This is a genomic window from Sphingobium olei (genome assembly GCF_042678845.1).
GTDB lineage: Bacteria > Pseudomonadota > Alphaproteobacteria > Sphingomonadales > Sphingomonadaceae > Sphingobium > Sphingobium olei.
The window spans coordinates 139,236-156,558 of the sequence record NZ_JBHTLS010000134.1; the positions used below are offsets into that span (position 1 = coordinate 139,236).

The 17,323-nt window shown below is 65.8% G+C and carries 13 protein-coding genes; 3 read left to right on the forward strand and 10 right to left on the reverse strand.

All coding sequences use genetic code 11. From position 1 onward, the window contains the following. Positions 1–156 precede the first annotated feature (156 nt). The 4 genes from tuf to rpsL form a co-directional block, all read right to left on the reverse strand. Entirely contained in the window at positions 157–1,347 is a 1,191-nt protein-coding gene (tuf, locus tag ACFQ24_RS18675) for an elongation factor Tu (protein ID WP_380913975.1), read from the reverse strand. Between the two features lie 135 nt (positions 1,348–1,482). Then, on the reverse strand, positions 1,483–3,576 hold the full coding sequence (fusA, locus tag ACFQ24_RS18680; protein WP_380913977.1) for an elongation factor G: 2,094 nt from the start codon (positions 3,574–3,576) through the stop codon (positions 1,483–1,485). Between the two features lie 160 nt (positions 3,577–3,736). Then, positions 3,737–4,207: a 30S ribosomal protein S7 gene (gene rpsG / locus ACFQ24_RS18685; RefSeq protein WP_021227559.1), complete on the reverse strand. Its 471-nt coding sequence runs from the start codon at positions 4,205–4,207 to the stop codon at positions 3,737–3,739. An 18-nt stretch (positions 4,208–4,225) separates the two neighbouring features. Beyond that, positions 4,226–4,597, reverse strand: a complete 372-nt coding sequence (rpsL, locus tag ACFQ24_RS18690) for a 30S ribosomal protein S12 (RefSeq protein ID WP_007686591.1) — start codon at positions 4,595–4,597, stop codon at positions 4,226–4,228. Positions 4,598–4,936: 339 nt separating this feature from the next. On the opposite strand from rpsL, the gene ACFQ24_RS18695 reads away from it, so the two are divergent. Together ACFQ24_RS18695 and ACFQ24_RS18700 are read left to right on the forward strand one after the other, a co-directional pair. Further along, positions 4,937–7,231 (forward strand): putative bifunctional diguanylate cyclase/phosphodiesterase, encoded by a 2,295-nt coding sequence (locus ACFQ24_RS18695; RefSeq protein WP_380913979.1) that lies wholly within the window; start codon positions 4,937–4,939, stop codon positions 7,229–7,231. A 153-nt stretch (positions 7,232–7,384) separates the two neighbouring features. Then, positions 7,385–8,578, forward strand: a complete 1,194-nt coding sequence (locus ACFQ24_RS18700) for a M23 family metallopeptidase (RefSeq protein ID WP_380913981.1) — start codon at positions 7,385–7,387, stop codon at positions 8,576–8,578. Between the two features lie 20 nt (positions 8,579–8,598). On the opposite strand, the gene ACFQ24_RS18705 is transcribed toward ACFQ24_RS18700, so the two are convergent. Genes ACFQ24_RS18705 through ACFQ24_RS18720 form a run of 4 tightly spaced genes read right to left on the reverse strand, consistent with a single transcriptional unit; the run spans position 8,599 to position 12,165 of the window. Beyond that, entirely contained in the window at positions 8,599–8,784 is a 186-nt protein-coding gene (locus ACFQ24_RS18705) for a hypothetical protein (protein ID WP_380913983.1), read from the reverse strand. 55 nt (positions 8,785–8,839) lie between these two features. Continuing rightward, positions 8,840–10,348, reverse strand: a complete 1,509-nt coding sequence (locus ACFQ24_RS18710; RefSeq protein WP_380913985.1) for a YifB family Mg chelatase-like AAA ATPase — start codon at positions 10,346–10,348, stop codon at positions 8,840–8,842. A 21-nt stretch (positions 10,349–10,369) separates the two neighbouring features. Then, positions 10,370–11,053 (reverse strand): RlmE family RNA methyltransferase, encoded by a 684-nt coding sequence (locus ACFQ24_RS18715; RefSeq protein WP_380913987.1) that lies wholly within the window; start codon positions 11,051–11,053, stop codon positions 10,370–10,372. After that, complete coding sequence (locus ACFQ24_RS18720; RefSeq protein WP_380914380.1) at positions 11,050–12,165, reverse strand: Ppx/GppA phosphatase family protein; 1,116 nt, start codon at positions 12,163–12,165, stop codon at positions 11,050–11,052. Before ACFQ24_RS18720 ends, ACFQ24_RS18715 begins: the two co-directional genes overlap by 4 nt. A 215-nt stretch (positions 12,166–12,380) precedes the next feature. Here ACFQ24_RS18720 and ACFQ24_RS18725 point away from each other — a divergent pair, with 215 nt between their 5' ends. Beyond that, positions 12,381–15,722, forward strand: coding sequence for an autotransporter domain-containing protein (locus ACFQ24_RS18725; protein WP_380913989.1), 3,342 nt, complete (start codon positions 12,381–12,383; stop codon positions 15,720–15,722). 206 nt (positions 15,723–15,928) lie between these two features. Here the strand turns inward: ACFQ24_RS18725 and ACFQ24_RS18730 are convergent, their stop codons facing one another. Further along, positions 15,929–16,270, reverse strand: a complete 342-nt coding sequence (locus tag ACFQ24_RS18730) for an MTH938/NDUFAF3 family protein (RefSeq protein WP_380914382.1) — start codon at positions 16,268–16,270, stop codon at positions 15,929–15,931. Positions 16,271–16,317: 47 nt separating this feature from the next. Next, a complete protein-coding gene (secF, locus tag ACFQ24_RS18735) occupies positions 16,318–17,304 on the reverse strand; it encodes a protein translocase subunit SecF (protein WP_380913991.1) in 987 nt (328 codons plus the stop codon). Positions 17,305–17,323 lie beyond the last annotated feature (19 nt).

A 17,323-nucleotide genomic window follows, 5' to 3' on the forward strand; every position in this document is an offset into this window, starting at 1 on the left:
AGCCGGAGCAGCCGATGATTTGCGAAAATGCGCTCACAAAAAATATCCGCCTCTTCTTGCCCTTCTAGCTTTTAGAAAGCCGGAGAAAGGCGATCCGAGGCGGTGAAAAATGCCGAGCGGCGCGAATCAGGCGATTCGCGCCGCTGCGGTCCTATATTACTTCGAGATCGTGCCGACAACCCCTGCACCGACGGTGCGGCCGCCTTCGCGGATGGCGAAGCGCAGACCCGAGTCCATCGCAATGGGAGCGATCAGCTTGACGCCGAGCTTCACATTGTCGCCGGGCATGACCATCTCGGTGCCTTCGGGCAGAACGACTTCGCCGGTCACGTCGGTGGTGCGGAAGTAGAACTGCGGACGATAGTTGGCGAAGAACGGGGTGTGACGGCCACCTTCTTCCTTCGACAGGACATAGACTTCCGCGTCGAATTCGGTGTGGGGAGTGATGGTGCCGGGCTTGGCCAGAACCTGGCCGCGCTCGACTTCCTCACGCTTCGTGCCACGCACCAGCGCGCCGATGTTGTCGCCCGCACGACCTTCGTCGAGCAGCTTGCGGAACATTTCCACGCCGGTGACGGTGGTCTTGGCGGTGTTCTTCAGGCCGACGATCTCGACTTCTTCACCAACCTTGATGATGCCGGTTTCGACGCGGCCGGTGACGACGGTGCCGCGACCCGAGATCGAGAACACGTCTTCGATCGGCATCAGGAAGGGCTTGTCGACCGGACGCTCGGGCTGCGGGATGAATTCGTCGACGGCAGCCATCAGCTTCAGAACGGCCTGCTTGCCGATCTCGTCGTTCGAACCGTCCAGCGCCTTCACGGCCGAACCGGCGATGACGGGGATGTTGTCGCCATCGAAGTCGTACGAGCTCAGCAGCTCGCGGATTTCCAGCTCGACCAGCTCCAGGATTTCCGGATCGTCGACCAGGTCGACCTTGTTCATGAACACGACGAGCTGCGGCACGCCGACCTGGCGGGCGAGCAGGATGTGCTCACGGGTCTGCGGCATCGGGCCGTCGGTGGCAGAAACGACCAGAATCGCGCCGTCCATCTGGGCGGCACCGGTGATCATGTTCTTGACGTAGTCGGCGTGGCCCGGGCAATCGACGTGCGCATAGTGACGCGCTTCGGTCTCATATTCGACGTGCGCGGTCGAAATGGTGATGCCGCGCTCGCGCTCTTCGGGAGCCTTGTCGATGTTGGCATAGTCGACGAAGGTCGCGCCGCCGGTTTCGGCCAGCACCTTGGTGATCGCCGCGGTCAGCGAGGTCTTGCCATGGTCGACGTGACCGATGGTGCCGATGTTGCAGTGCGGCTTGGTCCGCTCAAACTTAGCCTTAGCCATTTTTTCCTACCTTCTAATCAAATCCGTGTGGTTTGACCGCTCGGCCGCGCCTTGCGAAGGCGCGTCCATAGCAGCAAATTTCGATATTACCAGCCCCTAACCGAGCCGTTTTCACGGCCCGGCAGGAGAAAGTCGTCAGGCCATCTTCGCCTTGACTTCGTCCGCCACATTCTGCGGCACTTCGTCATAGTGCGAGAAGATCATCGAGTAGTTCGCACGCCCCTGGGTGAAGGACCGCAGCGAGTTCACATAGCCGAACATGTTGGCCAGCGGGACCATGGCCTCGACCACCTGCGCGTTGCCGCGGGTGTCGGTGCCCTGGATCTGGCCGCGACGGCTGTTCATGTCGCCGATGACGTCGCCCAGATATTCCTCCGGGGTGACGACCTCGACCTTCATGACCGGTTCGAGCAGCGTGATGCCCGCCTTCTGCGCCGCTTCACGCATCGCGGCGCGACCAGTGATTTCGAACGCCAGCGCCGACGAGTCGACGTCGTGATACGCGCCGTCATAGAGCAGGATTTCGAAGTCGATGATCGGGAAGCCGATCAGCGAACCGGTGGCCGCAGTCTCGCGCATGCCCTTTTCGATCGCGGGGATATATTCCTTGGGAATGTTACCGCCCTTGATCTCGTCCTTGAAGATGATGCCAGCGCCACGCTCGCCCGGCGTCAGCTTAACCTTGATGCGGCCGAACTGGCCGGTGCCGCCCGACTGCTTCTTGTGGGTGTAGTCGACGTCGACCGGCTTCTTGAGATATTCGCGATAGGCCACCTGCGGCGCGCCGACATTCGCCTCGACCTTGAACTCGCGCTTCATGCGGTCGACCAGGATTTCGAGGTGAAGTTCGCCCATGCCCTTGATAATGGTCTGGCCCGATTCATGATCGGTCGAGACGCGGAAGGACGGATCCTCGGCGGCCAGGCGGTTGAGCGCGACGCCCATCTTTTCCTGGTCGGCCTTGGTCTTGGGTTCCACCGACAGTTCGATGACCGGCTCGGGGAATTCCATCCGCTCCAGGATGATCGGCTGGCGCTCGGCGCACAGCGTGTCACCGGTGGTGGTTTCCTTCATGCCGGCCAGCGCGACGATGTCGCCGGCATAGGCCGTGTCAATGTCTTCGCGGCTGTTCGCATGCATCAGCAGCATGCGGCCAACCTTTTCCTTCTTGTCCTTGACCGAGTTCAGATAGGTGCCCTTGGTCAGCGTGCCCGAATAGACGCGCAGGAAGGTCAGCGAACCCACGAACGGGTCGTTCATGATCTTGAACGCGAGGCCCGAGAAGGGGGCGTCGTCAGCCGTGGCGCGGCTGTCGGGTTCCTCGGTGTCGGGGTTGATGCCCTGCACGTCGGGAATGTCGAGCGGCGAAGGCAGATAGTCGACGACCGCGTCGAGCAGCGGCTGCACGCCCTTGTTCTTGAACGCCGAGCCGCACAGCACCGGCACGAACGACTGGTTCAGCGTGCCCTTGCGGATCAGCTTCTTGAGCGTCGCGGTGTCGGGCAGGTTGCCTTCCAGATAGGCTTCCATCGCCTCGTCGTCCTGCTCGACGGCGAGTTCGATCAGCTTTTCGCGATATTCGGCGGCCTTGTCGGCCAGATCGTCGGGGATCGCCTCATAGGTGAACTCGGCGCCGAGATTCTCATCCTTCCAGATGATCGCGCGATCGTTGACCAGGTCGACCAGGCCCTTGAAGTCGCTTTCCGCGCCGATGGGCAGATAGAGGACAGCCGGGGTCGCGCCCAGACGGTCGATGATCGTCTGCACGCAATAATAGAAGTTGGCGCCGGTGCGGTCGAGCTTGTTGATGAAGCACATCCGCGGAACTTTGTACTTGTCCGCCTGACGCCACACGGTTTCCGACTGCGGCTCCACGCCCGCGACGCCGTCGAACGCGGCGACCGCGCCGTCAAGCACGCGCAGCGAACGCTCGACTTCGATGGTGAAGTCGACGTGGCCGGGGGTGTCGATGATATTCAGCCGGTGCTCAAGGCCCTTGCCCTCATCGGCTTTCCACACGCAGGTCGTCGCAGCCGAGGTGATGGTGATACCACGCTCCTGCTCCTGCTCCATCCAGTCCATGGTGGCGGCGCCGTCATGGACTTCGCCGATCTTGTAGGACTTGCCGGTGTAGTAAAGGATACGCTCGGTCGTGGTGGTCTTGCCGGCGTCAATGTGGGCCATGATGCCGAAGTTACGATAGCGTTCGAGCGGATGGCTGCGGGCCATGATGCTTCTCCGTTGCCGGCGCGCCGGCGGTTGGGGATTCGTTTAGGATGTGCGCGAGGCCCCTAAACCAATCCGTTCGCCATGGGTAGCACCCCTGGCGAACGGACCGATCTTCAGAAACCTGGTTGAGAGGCGGGCATATAGGTGCCCGCCCGCTCTTTTACCAACGATAGTGCGAGAAGGCGCGGTTCGCTTCCGCCATGCGGTGCGTGTCTTCGCGCTTCTTGACCGCATTGCCGCGGTTGTTGGCGGCGTCCAGCAGCTCGCCCGACAGGCGCGCGGCCATCGTGGTTTCGCTGCGGTTGCGCGCGGCGGTGATCAGCCAGCGGATGGCCAGCGCCTGCGCACGTTCCGGACGCACTTCGACGGGAACCTGGTAGGTCGCACCGCCGACGCGGCGGCTGCGGACCTCGATGCCCGGCTTCACATTGTTGAGCGCATCGTGGAACATGCCGATCGGATCCTTCTTGGCGCGGGTCTCGACGGTTTCGAGAGCGCCATAAACGATCGATTCGGCAACGGCCTTCTTGCCGTCCTGCATGATGCTGTTCATGAACTTCGACAGCACGATATCGCCGAACTTGGGATCCGGCAGGATGACGCGCTTTTCGGGGCGACGACGACGTGACATATTTCTGGTCTCCCCTTCTTACTTCGGACGCTTCGCGCCGTACTTGGAACGGCTCTGCTTGCGGTCCTTGACGCCCTGGGTATCCAGAACGCCGCGCAGCACGTGGTAACGCACACCGGGAAGGTCGCGTACGCGGCCGCCGCGGATCAGCACGACCGAGTGCTCCTGAAGATTGTGGCCTTCACCCGGAATATAGGTGATGACTTCGCGCTGGTTGACCAGACGCACCTTCGCCACCTTGCGGAGCGCCGAGTTCGGCTTCTTCGGGGTCGTCGTATAGACGCGGGTGCAAACGCCGCGCTTCTGCGGGTTCGCTTCCATGGCAGGGACCTTGGACTTGGTCTTCTGCAGTTCGCGGCCCTTGCGGACCAGCTGGTTGATCGTTGGCATGAAGCCCTTCACCTTTTCAGTTACTTTACCGGCATTCCCGTGTTCCAAGCCGCCTGCGAGGACGAAGATTCCTCCAAACGGCAAAGGCCCCGGTGGGCGTAAGCCCCCTGGAGCCGCAAGAGCACCCGGCAATGTTCAGCTCTAATGTCGCTCAGCCGATAGTCGCAGGGAGACGAGTCTTCGCACGCCAGGCCGCTGGGCAGCCGCGCCTATAGCGATGCGCGGGCGGACGGTCAAGCGACGGCGCGGAAGGCGCGCCAAGCTGCGAAAAATGCAAGGATTTAAGGAAATGATAACCATGTCGGCCTAGCCTTCGCCCCACCATAGGACAGGCGGCGCGTGACCCAGACTTCTTCCCTTACCGGCGAGTTTCGCAATCCCGCGCGGGAATCGGCATTCCAGGCCGATCACCTGCCGGAATCCCGTCGCAACGCGCGGCTGCTCTTCCTGCTGTCGGCGCTGCTGAACGCCCTCTTCCTGATCAGCGACTGGCGCTTTGCCGGCACGCCGCATTTCTGGGTGGCCATACCCGCACGCGTGGCCGTGGTGTTGTGGTCGCTCTTCTGCCTGTCCCTCACCCACCGGATGACCAGTTTCCGCGCGGTGGAACGCATCTGCTTTGCCTGGCAGCTGGTCACGGCGATCGGCGTCGCCTTCCTCGTCAGTTCGCGCAGCGACATCGCCATCTTCGTGCTCGTCATGCTGCCGCTCGTCTTCTACCTTGTGGTTCCGACCAGCTTTCGCGGCAATGTGTGGGGCGGCCTTGGCTGCGGCGTGTTACTGCTGATCGGATATGCGGCGCCTGCGCCCCTGTCCGCCACCATGCCGGGCATGGTGCTGGCCGTGGCGATCCTGCATTGCGGCATGTGGATAGCCATCGCGCGCGGCAATCGCCTGCAGCGCAAGGCCTGGACCGCCGGGCGGATAGCGCGGGAAGCGCAGGCGGCTCTCGCCAACAGCCGCGACACGTTGGAGCGCATGTTCATGGCTGTGCCCGTGCCGCTGCTGGTCACGCGTCAGGACGGGAAGGTGATCCGGCAGAACCGCGCCGCCGTGGACGCCTATGCGGCAGGCGGCACTGCCGTGCTGGACAATGTCGGCGAAACCTATGTCGACATGGCCGCGCGCGACGCCCTGTTCGCCCGGCTGAAGCAGGGCGAGGCGATCGATGCATTCGAATGCCGCGTCCGGCGCGGTGACGGGCTCGCGCGCAGCGTGCTGCTGTCCGCGCGCGCCATCCAGATCGACGGCGAACCCTGCGTGATGAGCAGCGTGGTGGACATAACCGAGCGCAAGGAGGGCGAGCGGCATCTGGAGCGGCTGGCCCTGTCCGACGCGCTGACCGGCCTTCCCAACCGCGCCCATTTCCTGCGCGCCCTGACCCGCGCCTGCCATCCGGCGGGCAAAGGGAGCGATCGTCCGCCGCGCTTCGCGGTGCTGGTGATCGACCTGGACGAATTCAAACGGGTCAACGACACCGCCGGCCATGATGCGGGCGACGCCTTGCTCTGCGCTGTCGCCGAACGCTTGCAACAGGCGGTGCGGCCCGGCGACATGGTCGCGCGCATGGGCGGCGACGAGTTTGCGGTGCTGCTCACATCCCTTCCCGGCGACGACGCCGTGGCCCGGATATTGACCCGGATTTCCGACCTGCTTCACGCGCCGCTGCAATATCGCGGCCGGTCGATCGACAGCAGGGTGAGCGTGGGCGTTGCACTGTATCCCGATCATGGCGGTGACGTCGAGACGCTGGTCAAACATGCTGATATCGCCCTGTATGACGCGAAAAATAACGGCCGCGGGCGCGCCACCCTGTTCAACGACGCGCTACTCGACAATTGGAACCGGGAAGCGGCGATGCTGGACCGGGCGCGCCAGGTCATCGCGCAGGAGAAGCCCTGCCCCTGGTATCAGCCCAAGGTCGCGCTCGACACCGGCAGGATCGTCGGGTTCGAGGCGCTGTTTCGGTGCCCGACGGAAGACGGCAGCGTCATCATGCCCGGCGACATCGCAGCGGCGTTCGAACACCCCGAACTGGGTCCGGCCATCACCCGGCTGATGATCGAGGGCATGCTGGCCGACTGCGCCCGCTGGCGGCGCGCGGGACTGGGTTTCGGGCATGTCGCCGTGAACGTGTCGGGCGCCGACCTCAATGACGAAGGCTTCGCCGGCTGGTGGCTGGAACGACTGGCGAGCGCGGGGCTGACGCCGTCCATGATGGAATTGGAAGTGACGGAATCGGTGTTCCTGGGCCGCAACGCCGACCGGGTCGCCCGCACGCTCCACCGTTTCAGCGAGGCGGGCTTCACCATCGCGCTCGACGATTTCGGGACGGGCTATGCCTCCCTGTCCCATCTCAAGCAGTTTCCGATCGACGTAATCAAGATCGACCGGCAGTTCGTCCGCGACCTGCATACCGATCCGGAGGACGCAGCGATCGTCCGGACGGTGCTGAACCTTGCCTACAGCCTTGGCATCCGCACCGTCGCGGAAGGGGTGGAGACGTCCACGCAGCTCGACTATCTGCGCGCGGGGGGATGCCATGTCGGCCAGGGCTATCATTTCGGCGCGGCGGTGCCGGCCGCGCAGGCGGAAGCCGCTCTGCGCGCCGACGCGCGCCGCCGCCGGGCCTGACGGATTTTTTTCATCGCGCGGGAACAAAAAGGCCGCATCTTCATTTCATCGCGCCAGTGATCCCGTTCGTCACGAGTCCGCGCAGGCGGATTCGCGCAGGCGGCCGCGCTTTGCTAGCGCCCCGACTCGTCGAATAAGAGTCGTGGGGTCGCTTTGTCGCAGCAGAAGAATAAGGGCCTGGCCGGCCTTCGGGACCGGCTGAACGCCCTTTGCCCTGAGCGGGAAATCTTCCTGCGGTCCGGTGGCGAGGTCAGATTCATCCGCATATCGCGCCGCGCGCAGATCGTCGGCGCCGGGATGCTGTCCGCCGCGCTGATCGGTTGGGGCGGCATGACCGTCGCGATGCTGGCGAACAATGCGCAGGTCGAGGCACAGCGCGTCGCGCTGGCGAAGGAGGGCAAGTCCGTTGCGAAGGCGGCGGACAAGGTGGCCGGCTATCGCAAGTCCGTCGAGGCGCTGGCGCAGGATCTGGAAGCGCGGCAGGATTTCATGGATGATCTCTACCGCGCCCATTTCGGGGACGATGGCAAGGACGCCGGCGCGGACCTGATCGGATCCGATAAGGATGAAGCGGCCGGGGCAAAGAAAAGCCCGGCTCTCCACGCCAAGATCAGCATTGCCCCGGAAGCCGCGCCGCTGGTGCGGCTGGAGCAAAGGCAGCGGCGCTTCGCGCAACTGCTGACCCGCGCGGTCGAACGCCGGTCCGACAAGGCGGCGGCCGCGATCCGCAGCTTCGGCCTCAATCCCGACACGCTCGCCCGGACGGCGGCGCGGGCGCAGGGCGGTCCCTTCGTGCCCTGGAAGGGCGAGAAGGGCACGATGTCGGGCGAGCTGGAGCATCTGGCGGACGCCATGAGCCGGATGGAATTTCTGGAGCGCAGCCTGCTCACCATTCCATCGGGCCAGCCCACCGCCGCGCCGATGATGACCAGTTCCTACGGTTATCGCCGCGATCCCTTCAACGGCCATGCCGCCTTCCACGCCGGTATCGACTTTCCCGGCCGTTATGGCCAGCCGATCAACGCTGCGGCGGCCGGGCGCGTCACCTATGTCGGCCAGCGGCAGGGCTATGGGAAGGTCGTGGAAGTCGAGCATGGCAACGGCCTCATGACCCGCTATGCCCACCTGTCCGGCTTCGTCGCCCACAGCGGCGACAGAATCGCGCGGGGCGACACGATCGGGCGCATGGGCTCGACCGGCCGGTCGACCGGCACCCACCTCCATTTCGAAGTCCGGCTGAACGGCCAGGCCATCAACCCCCGCCGTTTCCTGGAGGCGCGCACGGACGCGCTGCAAACCCAGCGGATCGCGACAGCGCGCGTGGCGGACCTTCGCGGCCGGGGCTGAAAGGCGGCGGTGAGCTGCCTTTAACGATCCAGCCGCTTATAGGCGCGCACCAGCCACAGCCCGACAAGCACCGCCACCGTAATGGCGCGCGCCGGCAGTTCGTACAGCGCATGACGCGGAGTCCAGAACGCTGCGTCACCCACCGTCAGCAGCGTCAGGACGACAAGGCCGAACATTACGGGCGGCAGGATGAGGCGGGCTGGCATCGCCGGAATCTACCATGCCGGTTTGCCGCGCGCCAATGTCCCTCCGGGCAGCCCGTCAGTTCACCGGCGCGCGTCGGCGATAGCTGAGCGCTTCGGCGACATGGACGCGGCCGACCCGGTCCGCGCCCGCCAAGTCCGCAATGGTCCGCGCGACTCGCAACACGCGCGTATAGCCGCGCGCCGACAGCTTCATCGCGGCGGCTGCCTGCGCCAGCAACTGCCGTCCCGCTTCGTCCGGCCCGGCGACCTCCTCCAGCCGCTCTCCGTCGACTTCCGCATTGGTCCGGGTCGCGCTGCCGGCATAGCGCGCATGCTGCACCGACCGGGCAGCGGCCACCCGCGCCGCGACTTCGGCGGACCCTTCCGCAGGAGGCGGCAGGACGAGATCGGCGGCCGTCACTGCCTGCACCTCCACATGCAGGTCGATGCGGTCGAGCAGCGGCCCCGACACCTTCGCCTGATAGTCCGCGGCGCAGCGCGGCGCGCGCGAACAGGCCAGCGCCGGATCGCCCAGATGGCCGCAGCGGCACGGGTTCATCGCCGCGATCAACTGCACCCGCGCCGGAAAGGTTACATGCGCATTGGCCCGCGCCACCGTCACCTCGCCGGTTTCCAGCGGCTGGCGCAGCGAATCCAGCACCGTGCGCTGGAATTCCGGCAGTTCGTCCAGGAACAGCACGCCCAGATGCGCCATGCTGACCTCGCCCGGCCGGGCCTTCAGCCCGCCACCGACCAGCGCTGCCATCGACGCGCTGTGATGCGGATTGCGGAAGGGCCGCGCCCGGCTGATCCGGCCTCCCTCCAGTGTGCCGGCGACGCTCGCCACCATGGAGCTTTCCAGCGCTTCGGCCGGCGTCATGTCCGGCAGGATGCCGGGCAGGCAGCTCGCCATCAGCGACTTGCCCGCGCCGGGCGGCCCCACCATCAGCAGGTTGTGGCCGCCCGCCGCCGCGATCTCCAGGGCGCGCTTGGCGACTTCCTGGCCCTTCACCTGACGCAAGTCCGTCGTCCGCACCGGAGCCTCCACCGCGCCCGGCTGCGGCGGCGAGAGGGCGGCCGTGCCTTTGAAATGGTTGAGCAGGCTTAGAAGATCGGGCGCGGCGACGACCTCCACCTGGCCCGCCCAAGCCGCTTCACTGCCCTGCGCCGCCGGGCAGACCAGCCCCTTCTCCTGGCCCCCCGCATGCAGCGCGGCAAGCAGGACGCCGGGCGACGGCGCGGTGCGGCCATCCAAACCCAGTTCGCCTACGACGATATAGCCGGCCAGCGTCTCCGCATCGATCACGCCCATCGCGCCGAGCAGCGCCAACGCGATCGGCAGGTCGAAATGCGATCCTTCCTTGGGCAGGTCGGCCGGCGACAGGTTCACCGTGATGCGCTTGGGCGGCAGCGACAGCCCGATGGCGGCGATGGCGTTGCGCACCCGCTCGCGGCTTTCGGCGACCGCCTTGTCCGGCAATCCGACCAGGATGAAATTGGGAAGGCCGGGGACCAGCTGGCACTGCACCTCGACCCCGCGCGCCTCCAGCCCGAGATAGGCGACCGTCGAAACCGTTGCGACCAAATGCCCCCTGCCCCCTAATCGTCAGCCCGGATCGGCCGGTGCCTCTGGCCTGCCCTTGAACCCCTGCGCCACCACATACCATTCGACGCTGCCCTTGCGGCTTGCCGGGGGCTTCGCATGTTTGATGGTGGTGAAATGCCTTTTGAGCAGCGCCAGCAATTCCGCATCGGTGCCGCCCGCGAAAACCTTCGCGACGAAGGCGCCGCCCTTGCGCAGATTTTCGACCGCGAACCAGGCCGCCGCCTCGACCAGCGCCATGGTGCGCAAATGGTCGGTCTGGGCATGACCCACGGTATTGGCGGCCATGTCGGATATGACGAGGTCCGGTTGCTGCCCCAGCGCCTCGCGCAGCAGGTCGGGTGCCTTGTCGTCCATGAAGTCCATTTCGAACAGGGTGACGCCCGGGATCGGATCGGTCGGAAGCAGGTCGATGCCCACCACCGCCGCCTTGGGCGCCATCTTGCGCACGACCTGCGCCCAGCCGCCCGGTGCGACCCCCAAGTCCACGACCGCCTTCGATCCCTTTACGAAATGGAATTTTTCGTCCAGCTCGATCAGCTTGAAGGCGGCGCGGCTGCGCCATCCTTCCGCCTTGGCCTTGCGGACATAGGGATCGTTCAGGTGCCGCTCCAGCCAGCGCACCGATTGCGCGGTGCGGCCCTTGGCGGACTTGACCCGGACCTTGCCCGCGCCCGCCTCTCTCACATCACCCTCCCGTCGCGGTCCATCAGGCCGCGCAATATGCCTTCGCGGATGCCCCGATCGGCGACGCCCAGCCGCTCCGCCGGCCAGATGTCGAGGATGGATTCCAATATGGCGCAGCCCGCCACGACCAGGTCGGCGCGCTCGGTGCCGATGCAGGGCAGCTTCTGCCGGTCGGCAAGGCTCATGCCCGATAGCCGATCCGATATGGCACGCATCGATTCGCATGGCACGATCAGGCCGTCGATCGCCTGCCGATCGTAGCGCGGCAGGCCAAGGTGCAGGCTGGCAAGCGTGGTGACGGTCCCCGACGTTCCGAGCAGGCGGATGCCCTCCGCATCGCGCGGCAGGCGACGGGCGAGCGGCAGGAAGGCTTCGGCCACGCGCGCGCGCATCCGGCCATAGGCGGCGAGCCGCTCCGCCGCATCGCCATGGTCGAACGCCTCGCTCTCCGTCAGCGACACGACGCCCCAGGGTGCGCTCACCCAATCGACGATATGCGGCGCGCCGTCGCCATGCGCGTCCACCAGCACCAGTTCGGTCGATCCGCCGCCAATGTCGAAGATCAGCGCCGGGCCGTCCCCCGGCTCCAGCAGAGCGTGGCAGCCGAGCACGGCAAGCCGCGCTTCTTCCTGCGCGCTGATGATGTCGAGCGCGATGCCGGTTTCCCGATAGACGCGCTGGATGAAGTCCGCGCCGTTGGACGCCCGGCGGCAGGCTTCGGTCGCGACCGACCGGGCCAGTGTGACATGGCGGCGGCGCAGCTTGTCGGCGCACACCGACAGGGCGGCGATGGCGCGATCGATCGCCGCGTCGCTGATCCGCCCGGTCGCAGCCAGCCCTTCGCCCAGGCGGACGATCCGGGAAAAGGCGTCGATGACGATGAAGCCGTCGGAGGAAGGCTTAGCGATCAGCAGGCGGCAATTGTTGGTGCCAAGGTCGATGGCGGCGTAGGAGCGCCGATCGCGCGGGCCATGCGCGCCAAGGCCCCGCTTCGACGGGGGAGGACTGGCCGCAGCCTTGCTCCCACTGTCCGGACCGGAACGGGCGTGCTTTCCCGCGTTGAGGCCGGATGGGCCGGAACTCTGCGGCGATGGGCGGCTATGCTGCACCAGGGCCGTAACTTTCTGTTATCGCCAGGCCCGAGACGGGACCGGAACTTGCCCTCTGTCTTAGGCAGATATGCAGGCGTGCGCAAGGCTGGCGCGCGATGGCGGGACCAGCGATCGATGTGGCGCTTATGTAACAGTCGTAAAGTTTCGCAGCACCCGGATTGTCTTGCCCCTTTCGTCTGTTAGCCTCGCCGCCGGGTCTTTGGGGAGAGTTTTACATGCACATTCGCAAGAATGGTGCGGGCCTGTTGGCGCGCATCGGTCGTCCTGCACTTCTGGCATCTGCGGCGATGGGGGCTCTTGTGGCTCCTGCGGCGCAGGCGGTGGTTCCGAACGACAGCAAGACGCCGGCGCAGATAGTGGACAGCGGCGTCAACGGCGTCGGCATCATGTATCGCGCGGACGGCTTCGTCTGCACCGGCACGCTCGTGAACCCGCGCACGGTCATCTTCGCCGCGCACTGCGTCAACGATCTCGATACGCCAGACTATTCGACCGTCAACGGCGGCGTTCCGGTGGCCTTTGCCTTTCAGACGGATGCGCGGCCCGGCCTCATCAATTGGCTGAACAACAATTACCGCACCAACACCGCGCTCAGCGTCTACAACGTCAACAACATCGCCTATCATCCGGAATCGCTCGATCCCAACGCCTTGAGCTTCCTGTTCGGCGACGTTGCCATGGCGACGCTGGACACGCCGGCCAAGAATGTGCCGACCTGGACGATGCTGTTTTCCGCGCTGCCCGCGCCTTCGAGCATCAGCGACACGACCGGCAGCAATTACCATGTGACGATCACCGGCTACGGCCGGACCGGCAGCGGCACGTTGGGGCAGAATGTCGGCATCGATTTCCGCCGCCGGGTGGCGGAGAATTTCCTCGGGATGCTGGGGTCGCTGGACGACATCGACAGCTTCCTGTTCGGCGCGCCGAGCGGACTGCCGCAAAATCTCTACCAGCTCGACTTCGACGATCCCAACCGCACCAATCCTTATGACTTCAACGTCTTCAAGGATGACGCCCTGCCCAATGAAGGCGTGACGGCAAGCGGCGATTCGGGCGGTCCGCTGATCCTAGACCGCACCTTTGCCGAAAAGACGGTGATCGGCGTCCTGTCGGGCGGCAGCCGCTATTTCCTGGGCCAGCCGCAAAGCTCCTATGGCGGCTCCTCCTTCTACCAGCCGCTCTACCTCTTCTGGGACTGGATCGCGGCCAACAATCCCTATCGCTATGCCACCGCCAAGGCAGGCGATGGCAAATGGAGCGACCCCAATCACTGGGTGACGGCGCTCGACCCCAATTATCGGGTGATCGACAACACGGGCAAGCTGGTGAACGGCGTGCCCACCACGACGGGCGCAGGCGCCTATGGGGCCGACGCCGCCAGCAAGTTCGGCCAGATCTGCTACGATCCCGACGGCATCTGCTATGACGTGCGCACCGGCGAACTGGTCCCGAGCGGCGCAACCGTCTCCAGCGAGGGGCAGGCTGCGGCGAAGGGCGGGGCTTCGACCGTCAGCGACAACAAGGGCAAGGTCGAGATCGCCGACCGCAGCGCGACGCCTGAAAATGTGAGCCTGAGCGGCGAAGCGAGCGCCACCAGCGCCGCCACCCCCAGCGGCAGCATCAAGGAGGCGCAGGCGAGCGGCCCGCTTCCCGTCGCGACCGTCGCCAACGGGCTGCCGGGCGCGAGCAACTTCATCCCCAACAATATCGCGCCGCTCGCTTCGGCCGGGGTCGTGGGCCGCTATTATGACGTGACCCTGTCCGCCAACGGCCGCACGACGCTCGACACCAGCGCCACCGTCGATCGCTTCGGCATTGCGGGGACGGGCGCGACCCTGGACGTGACCTCGACCGGATCGCTCACCAGCCTCATGGAAATCTCGCAGCTTGCGGGCACGGTGAACGTCAACGGCACGGTATCGACGCCAGGCGACTATTTCCTGCTGACCGGCCTGCTTTCGGGCAGCGGCACGGTGCGCACGCCGTTCCTGACCAACGTGCGCGGCGCAATCGCGCCCGGCGGTGTGGGCAGCATCGGCACGCTGACGGTCGAAGGCAACGCCATCCTCTCGTCGGGCAGTCTGCTTGCGATCGACCTTGGCAACAACGGCGTGTCGGACGTGCTGGCGGTGCGCGGCACGGGCGCGGGCCAGGCCAATGTCGGCGGCACGGTCGCCTTCTCGGCGGCGAGCGGCGCGCGGGTGCGGTTCGGCAACCGCTACACCTTCCTGACCGCGACCGGCGGCGTCACCGGCACCTTCGCCGCGCCCACCGCGCTCAGCGCGATCCTGCGCCCGGTGCTCAGCTACTCGGCGAACGCCGTGTCGGTGACGATCGACGCGGGCCGTTACGCCGACGTCGTCAACGGCGCGTCGCAGACGCAGGTGTCGTTTGCTCGCCTGCTCGACCAGAATCGCGGCAACTACAGCCGCCTTGCCGGTCTTTACGGCGAAACCGACCTGCTCTCGGTCGCCGGCATCCAGGCCGCGTTCGAGGCGATGGCCCCGCGTACCGAAACGCTCAAGACTTCGATGGGCGAAACGCTCAATGACAATATGGCGCGTTTCTATCGCGATCGCCTGACCAAGATCGACGGCGGGGCGATGGGCGGCACGCTGACCATGGTGGGCCAGCCGCTCCAGCTTGCCGCCGCCAGCCTCGACAATATGGACCTCGGCCTCGATCAGGGCGGCGACGGAGCCACCCAGACGCGCGAGGGCGTGTTGCCCGAGGATGTCAGCGCCTTCCTGGCGGGCGGCTATATCGACGGCAGCGCCCGTCCGATGCGCTCGATCACGCCGCTCGGCCGCGACCAGTTCGACGGCTGGTACGCGGCGGCGGGCGTCGAGAAGGCGTTCAACGACAGCGGCGTCATCGGCCTGTCGGCGTCCTTCAGCCAATTGAAGGGCAACACGGCGGTCAACGACACGGCGCGCGCGCGCCTCTATCAGGCCACGGTCTATGGCGCGTTCGACCTTGGCGGGCTGAAGCTCGACGCGGTCGGCAGCGCAGGCACGCTCGCGACGAAGTCGCGCCGGGCCTTCACCGTTGGCGCGACGCCCTACACGCTCAACGGATCGGATCAGGAACTGGCGCTTTCGGGCGAACTGGGCCTCAGCAAGACGCTGGGCACCGACGCCTTCGCCATCGTGCCGCGTGCGTCGATCCGGGGTGCGTATATCAGCGGCGGCAACTTGGCCGAATATGGCGGGGACGCGGCGCTGGTCATCAAGCGGCACGCGATCCAGAGCGCGCAGGGCCGGCTCGGCGCCACGGTCAAGGCGAACGGCAGCGGCTTCAAGCCCTATGTCACCGCCAACTATGTCCATGAGTTCCGCGATCAGCCGGCGTTCCTGCTGGCCAATCTGGTCGGCGGCTCCGGCCCGCTCGCGCCCTTTGCGCTGGGCGGTCAGGACCGGAACTGGGGCGAAATCGGCGGCGGCCTCACCATCGCGACGGGCAATGTCGACCTCAGCCTGTCGGCCGACACGACCGCCTGGCGCAAGGACGTCAAATATCAGAGCTATCGCGCGTCGGCGAAGATCCGCTTCTGATCTCCACGACCCCCGCCGGAACAAGGAAGGGCCGCTCCACCGGGCGGCCCTTTTTCTTTGGGCGAAGATCGCCTGCTGCCCCTTAACTTCGCATATGTCCCGCAGATTTTGAGAGAGAATTGCGCGAGTGGGACATTTGCTTTCCTACTCCACCCTTACGATCCTGTGCGTACCCTGCCCTCCGGAAGGGCGATAGGACAGGTCGCTCAGAGCGGCAGCAGCGCCGCCACGATCCAGCGATCCTCGGCGCGCAGCACGCCCCATGCGCGCGCGGCGGCGCGGCTGTCCATCGCTTCCACGCCGATGCCTCGACCCTCCAGCGCCCGGATGAAGGCGCGGGGCGGCTGGCGCAAGCCGCCGCCGGTGCCCAGCAGCAGGAATTCAGGCGCGGGACCGAGCAGCAGCAGATCGCCCAGTGCGTCGGGCGTCAACGCATCCACCGCCGGCGCGTCGACCCAGGCCAGCGCGCGGACGGGGCTGAGCAGCAGGCCGTCGGGGAACACATCGTCGCGTACCCGGAAGCCCCGACCCTGAAAGCCGGTGACGATCGGCCCCTGCCCGCTGTCGTCGCGGCGGACCTGGATGCCGATATCCGTCAGGGCCGCGCCCCGTCATCGCGGGGGCCGACGCGCTCGGCATTGCCGGCATAGCCCTTCTTCGACGCCTTCTTCTCCGCCGCCGCCGGGGTCAGGCCCAGCGAGATCAGCAGCGAGGAGGAGACATAGATGGACGAATAGGTGCCCACCACCACGCCCAGCATCATCGCGGCAGTGAAGCCGCGCAGCACATGGCCGCCGAACAGCAGCAGCGCGCCAAGCGCCAGCAGGATGGTGACGGAGGTCATGACCGTGCGCGGCAGCGTTTCGTTGACGGACAGGTCGATCAGCGCCTTCATGTCCATCTTGCGATATTTGCGCATATTTTCACGGATACGATCGTCGATCACCATCTTGTCGTTGATCGAATAGCCAACGATCGTCAGCACGGCAGCCACGATGTTCAGGTCGAATTCCAGCTGCGTCACCGCGAAGAAGCCCAGCGTCATCAACACGTCGTGCATGATAGCGACGAAGGTCGAGACGCCGAACTGCCATTCGTAGCGGAACCAGGAAAAGATCGCGATGCCGATCACCGCCAGCATGACCGCCAGCACGCCCGTCTGGATCAGCTCGCCCGACACCTTGCCCGACACGGTGTCGTAGCGGGAGAAGGTGACGCCGGGAAACTCCGCTTCCATCGCCTTCCGAGTCTTTTCGACCACGGCGTTGGATGCGCCCGCGCCGCCCTGTTCTGGCAGGGGCAGGCGGATCTGCACCGTCTTGGGATCGCCGAACTGTTGCAGCGAGCTTTCGCCGACATTCAGGGCAGCGATGGTCGAGCGGACCTTGTCCGTTTCCACATTCTGCGGAAACTTCGCCTCGATCATCAGGCCGCCGACGAAATCGACGCCCATGTTGAGGCCCCGGTGCAGGGTCGCGCCGATCGCCAGTACCGTCAGCAGCGCGGTGAGCGCGAACGCCCATTTGCGCATCGCGACGAAGCCGATGTTGGTGTTGTCGGGGACGAGTTTGAGCAGTTTCATGACGTTTCTCTCCCGCCCC

What these genes read in the sequence shown, in the direction of transcription:
- fusA (WP_380913977.1), bottom strand. Translation starts at nt 3,576, where the DNA reads ATGGCCCGCAGCCATCCGCTCGAACGCTATCGTAACTTCGGCATCATG.
- rpsL (WP_007686591.1), bottom strand. Translation starts at nt 4,597, where the DNA reads ATGCCAACGATCAACCAGCTGGTCCGCAAGGGCCGCGAACTGCAGAAG.
- secF (WP_380913991.1), bottom strand. Translation starts at nt 17,304, where the DNA reads ATGAAACTGCTCAAACTCGTCCCCGACAACACCAACATCGGCTTCGTC.
- ACFQ24_RS18705 (WP_380913983.1), bottom strand. Translation starts at nt 8,784, where the DNA reads ATGCCAGCCCGCCTCATCCTGCCGCCCGTAATGTTCGGCCTTGTCGTC.
- ACFQ24_RS18725 (WP_380913989.1), top strand. Translation starts at nt 12,381, where the DNA reads ATGCACATTCGCAAGAATGGTGCGGGCCTGTTGGCGCGCATCGGTCGT.
- rpsG (WP_021227559.1), bottom strand. Translation starts at nt 4,207, where the DNA reads ATGTCACGTCGTCGTCGCCCCGAAAAGCGCGTCATCCTGCCGGATCCC.
- tuf (WP_380913975.1), bottom strand. Translation starts at nt 1,347, where the DNA reads ATGGCTAAGGCTAAGTTTGAGCGGACCAAGCCGCACTGCAACATCGGC.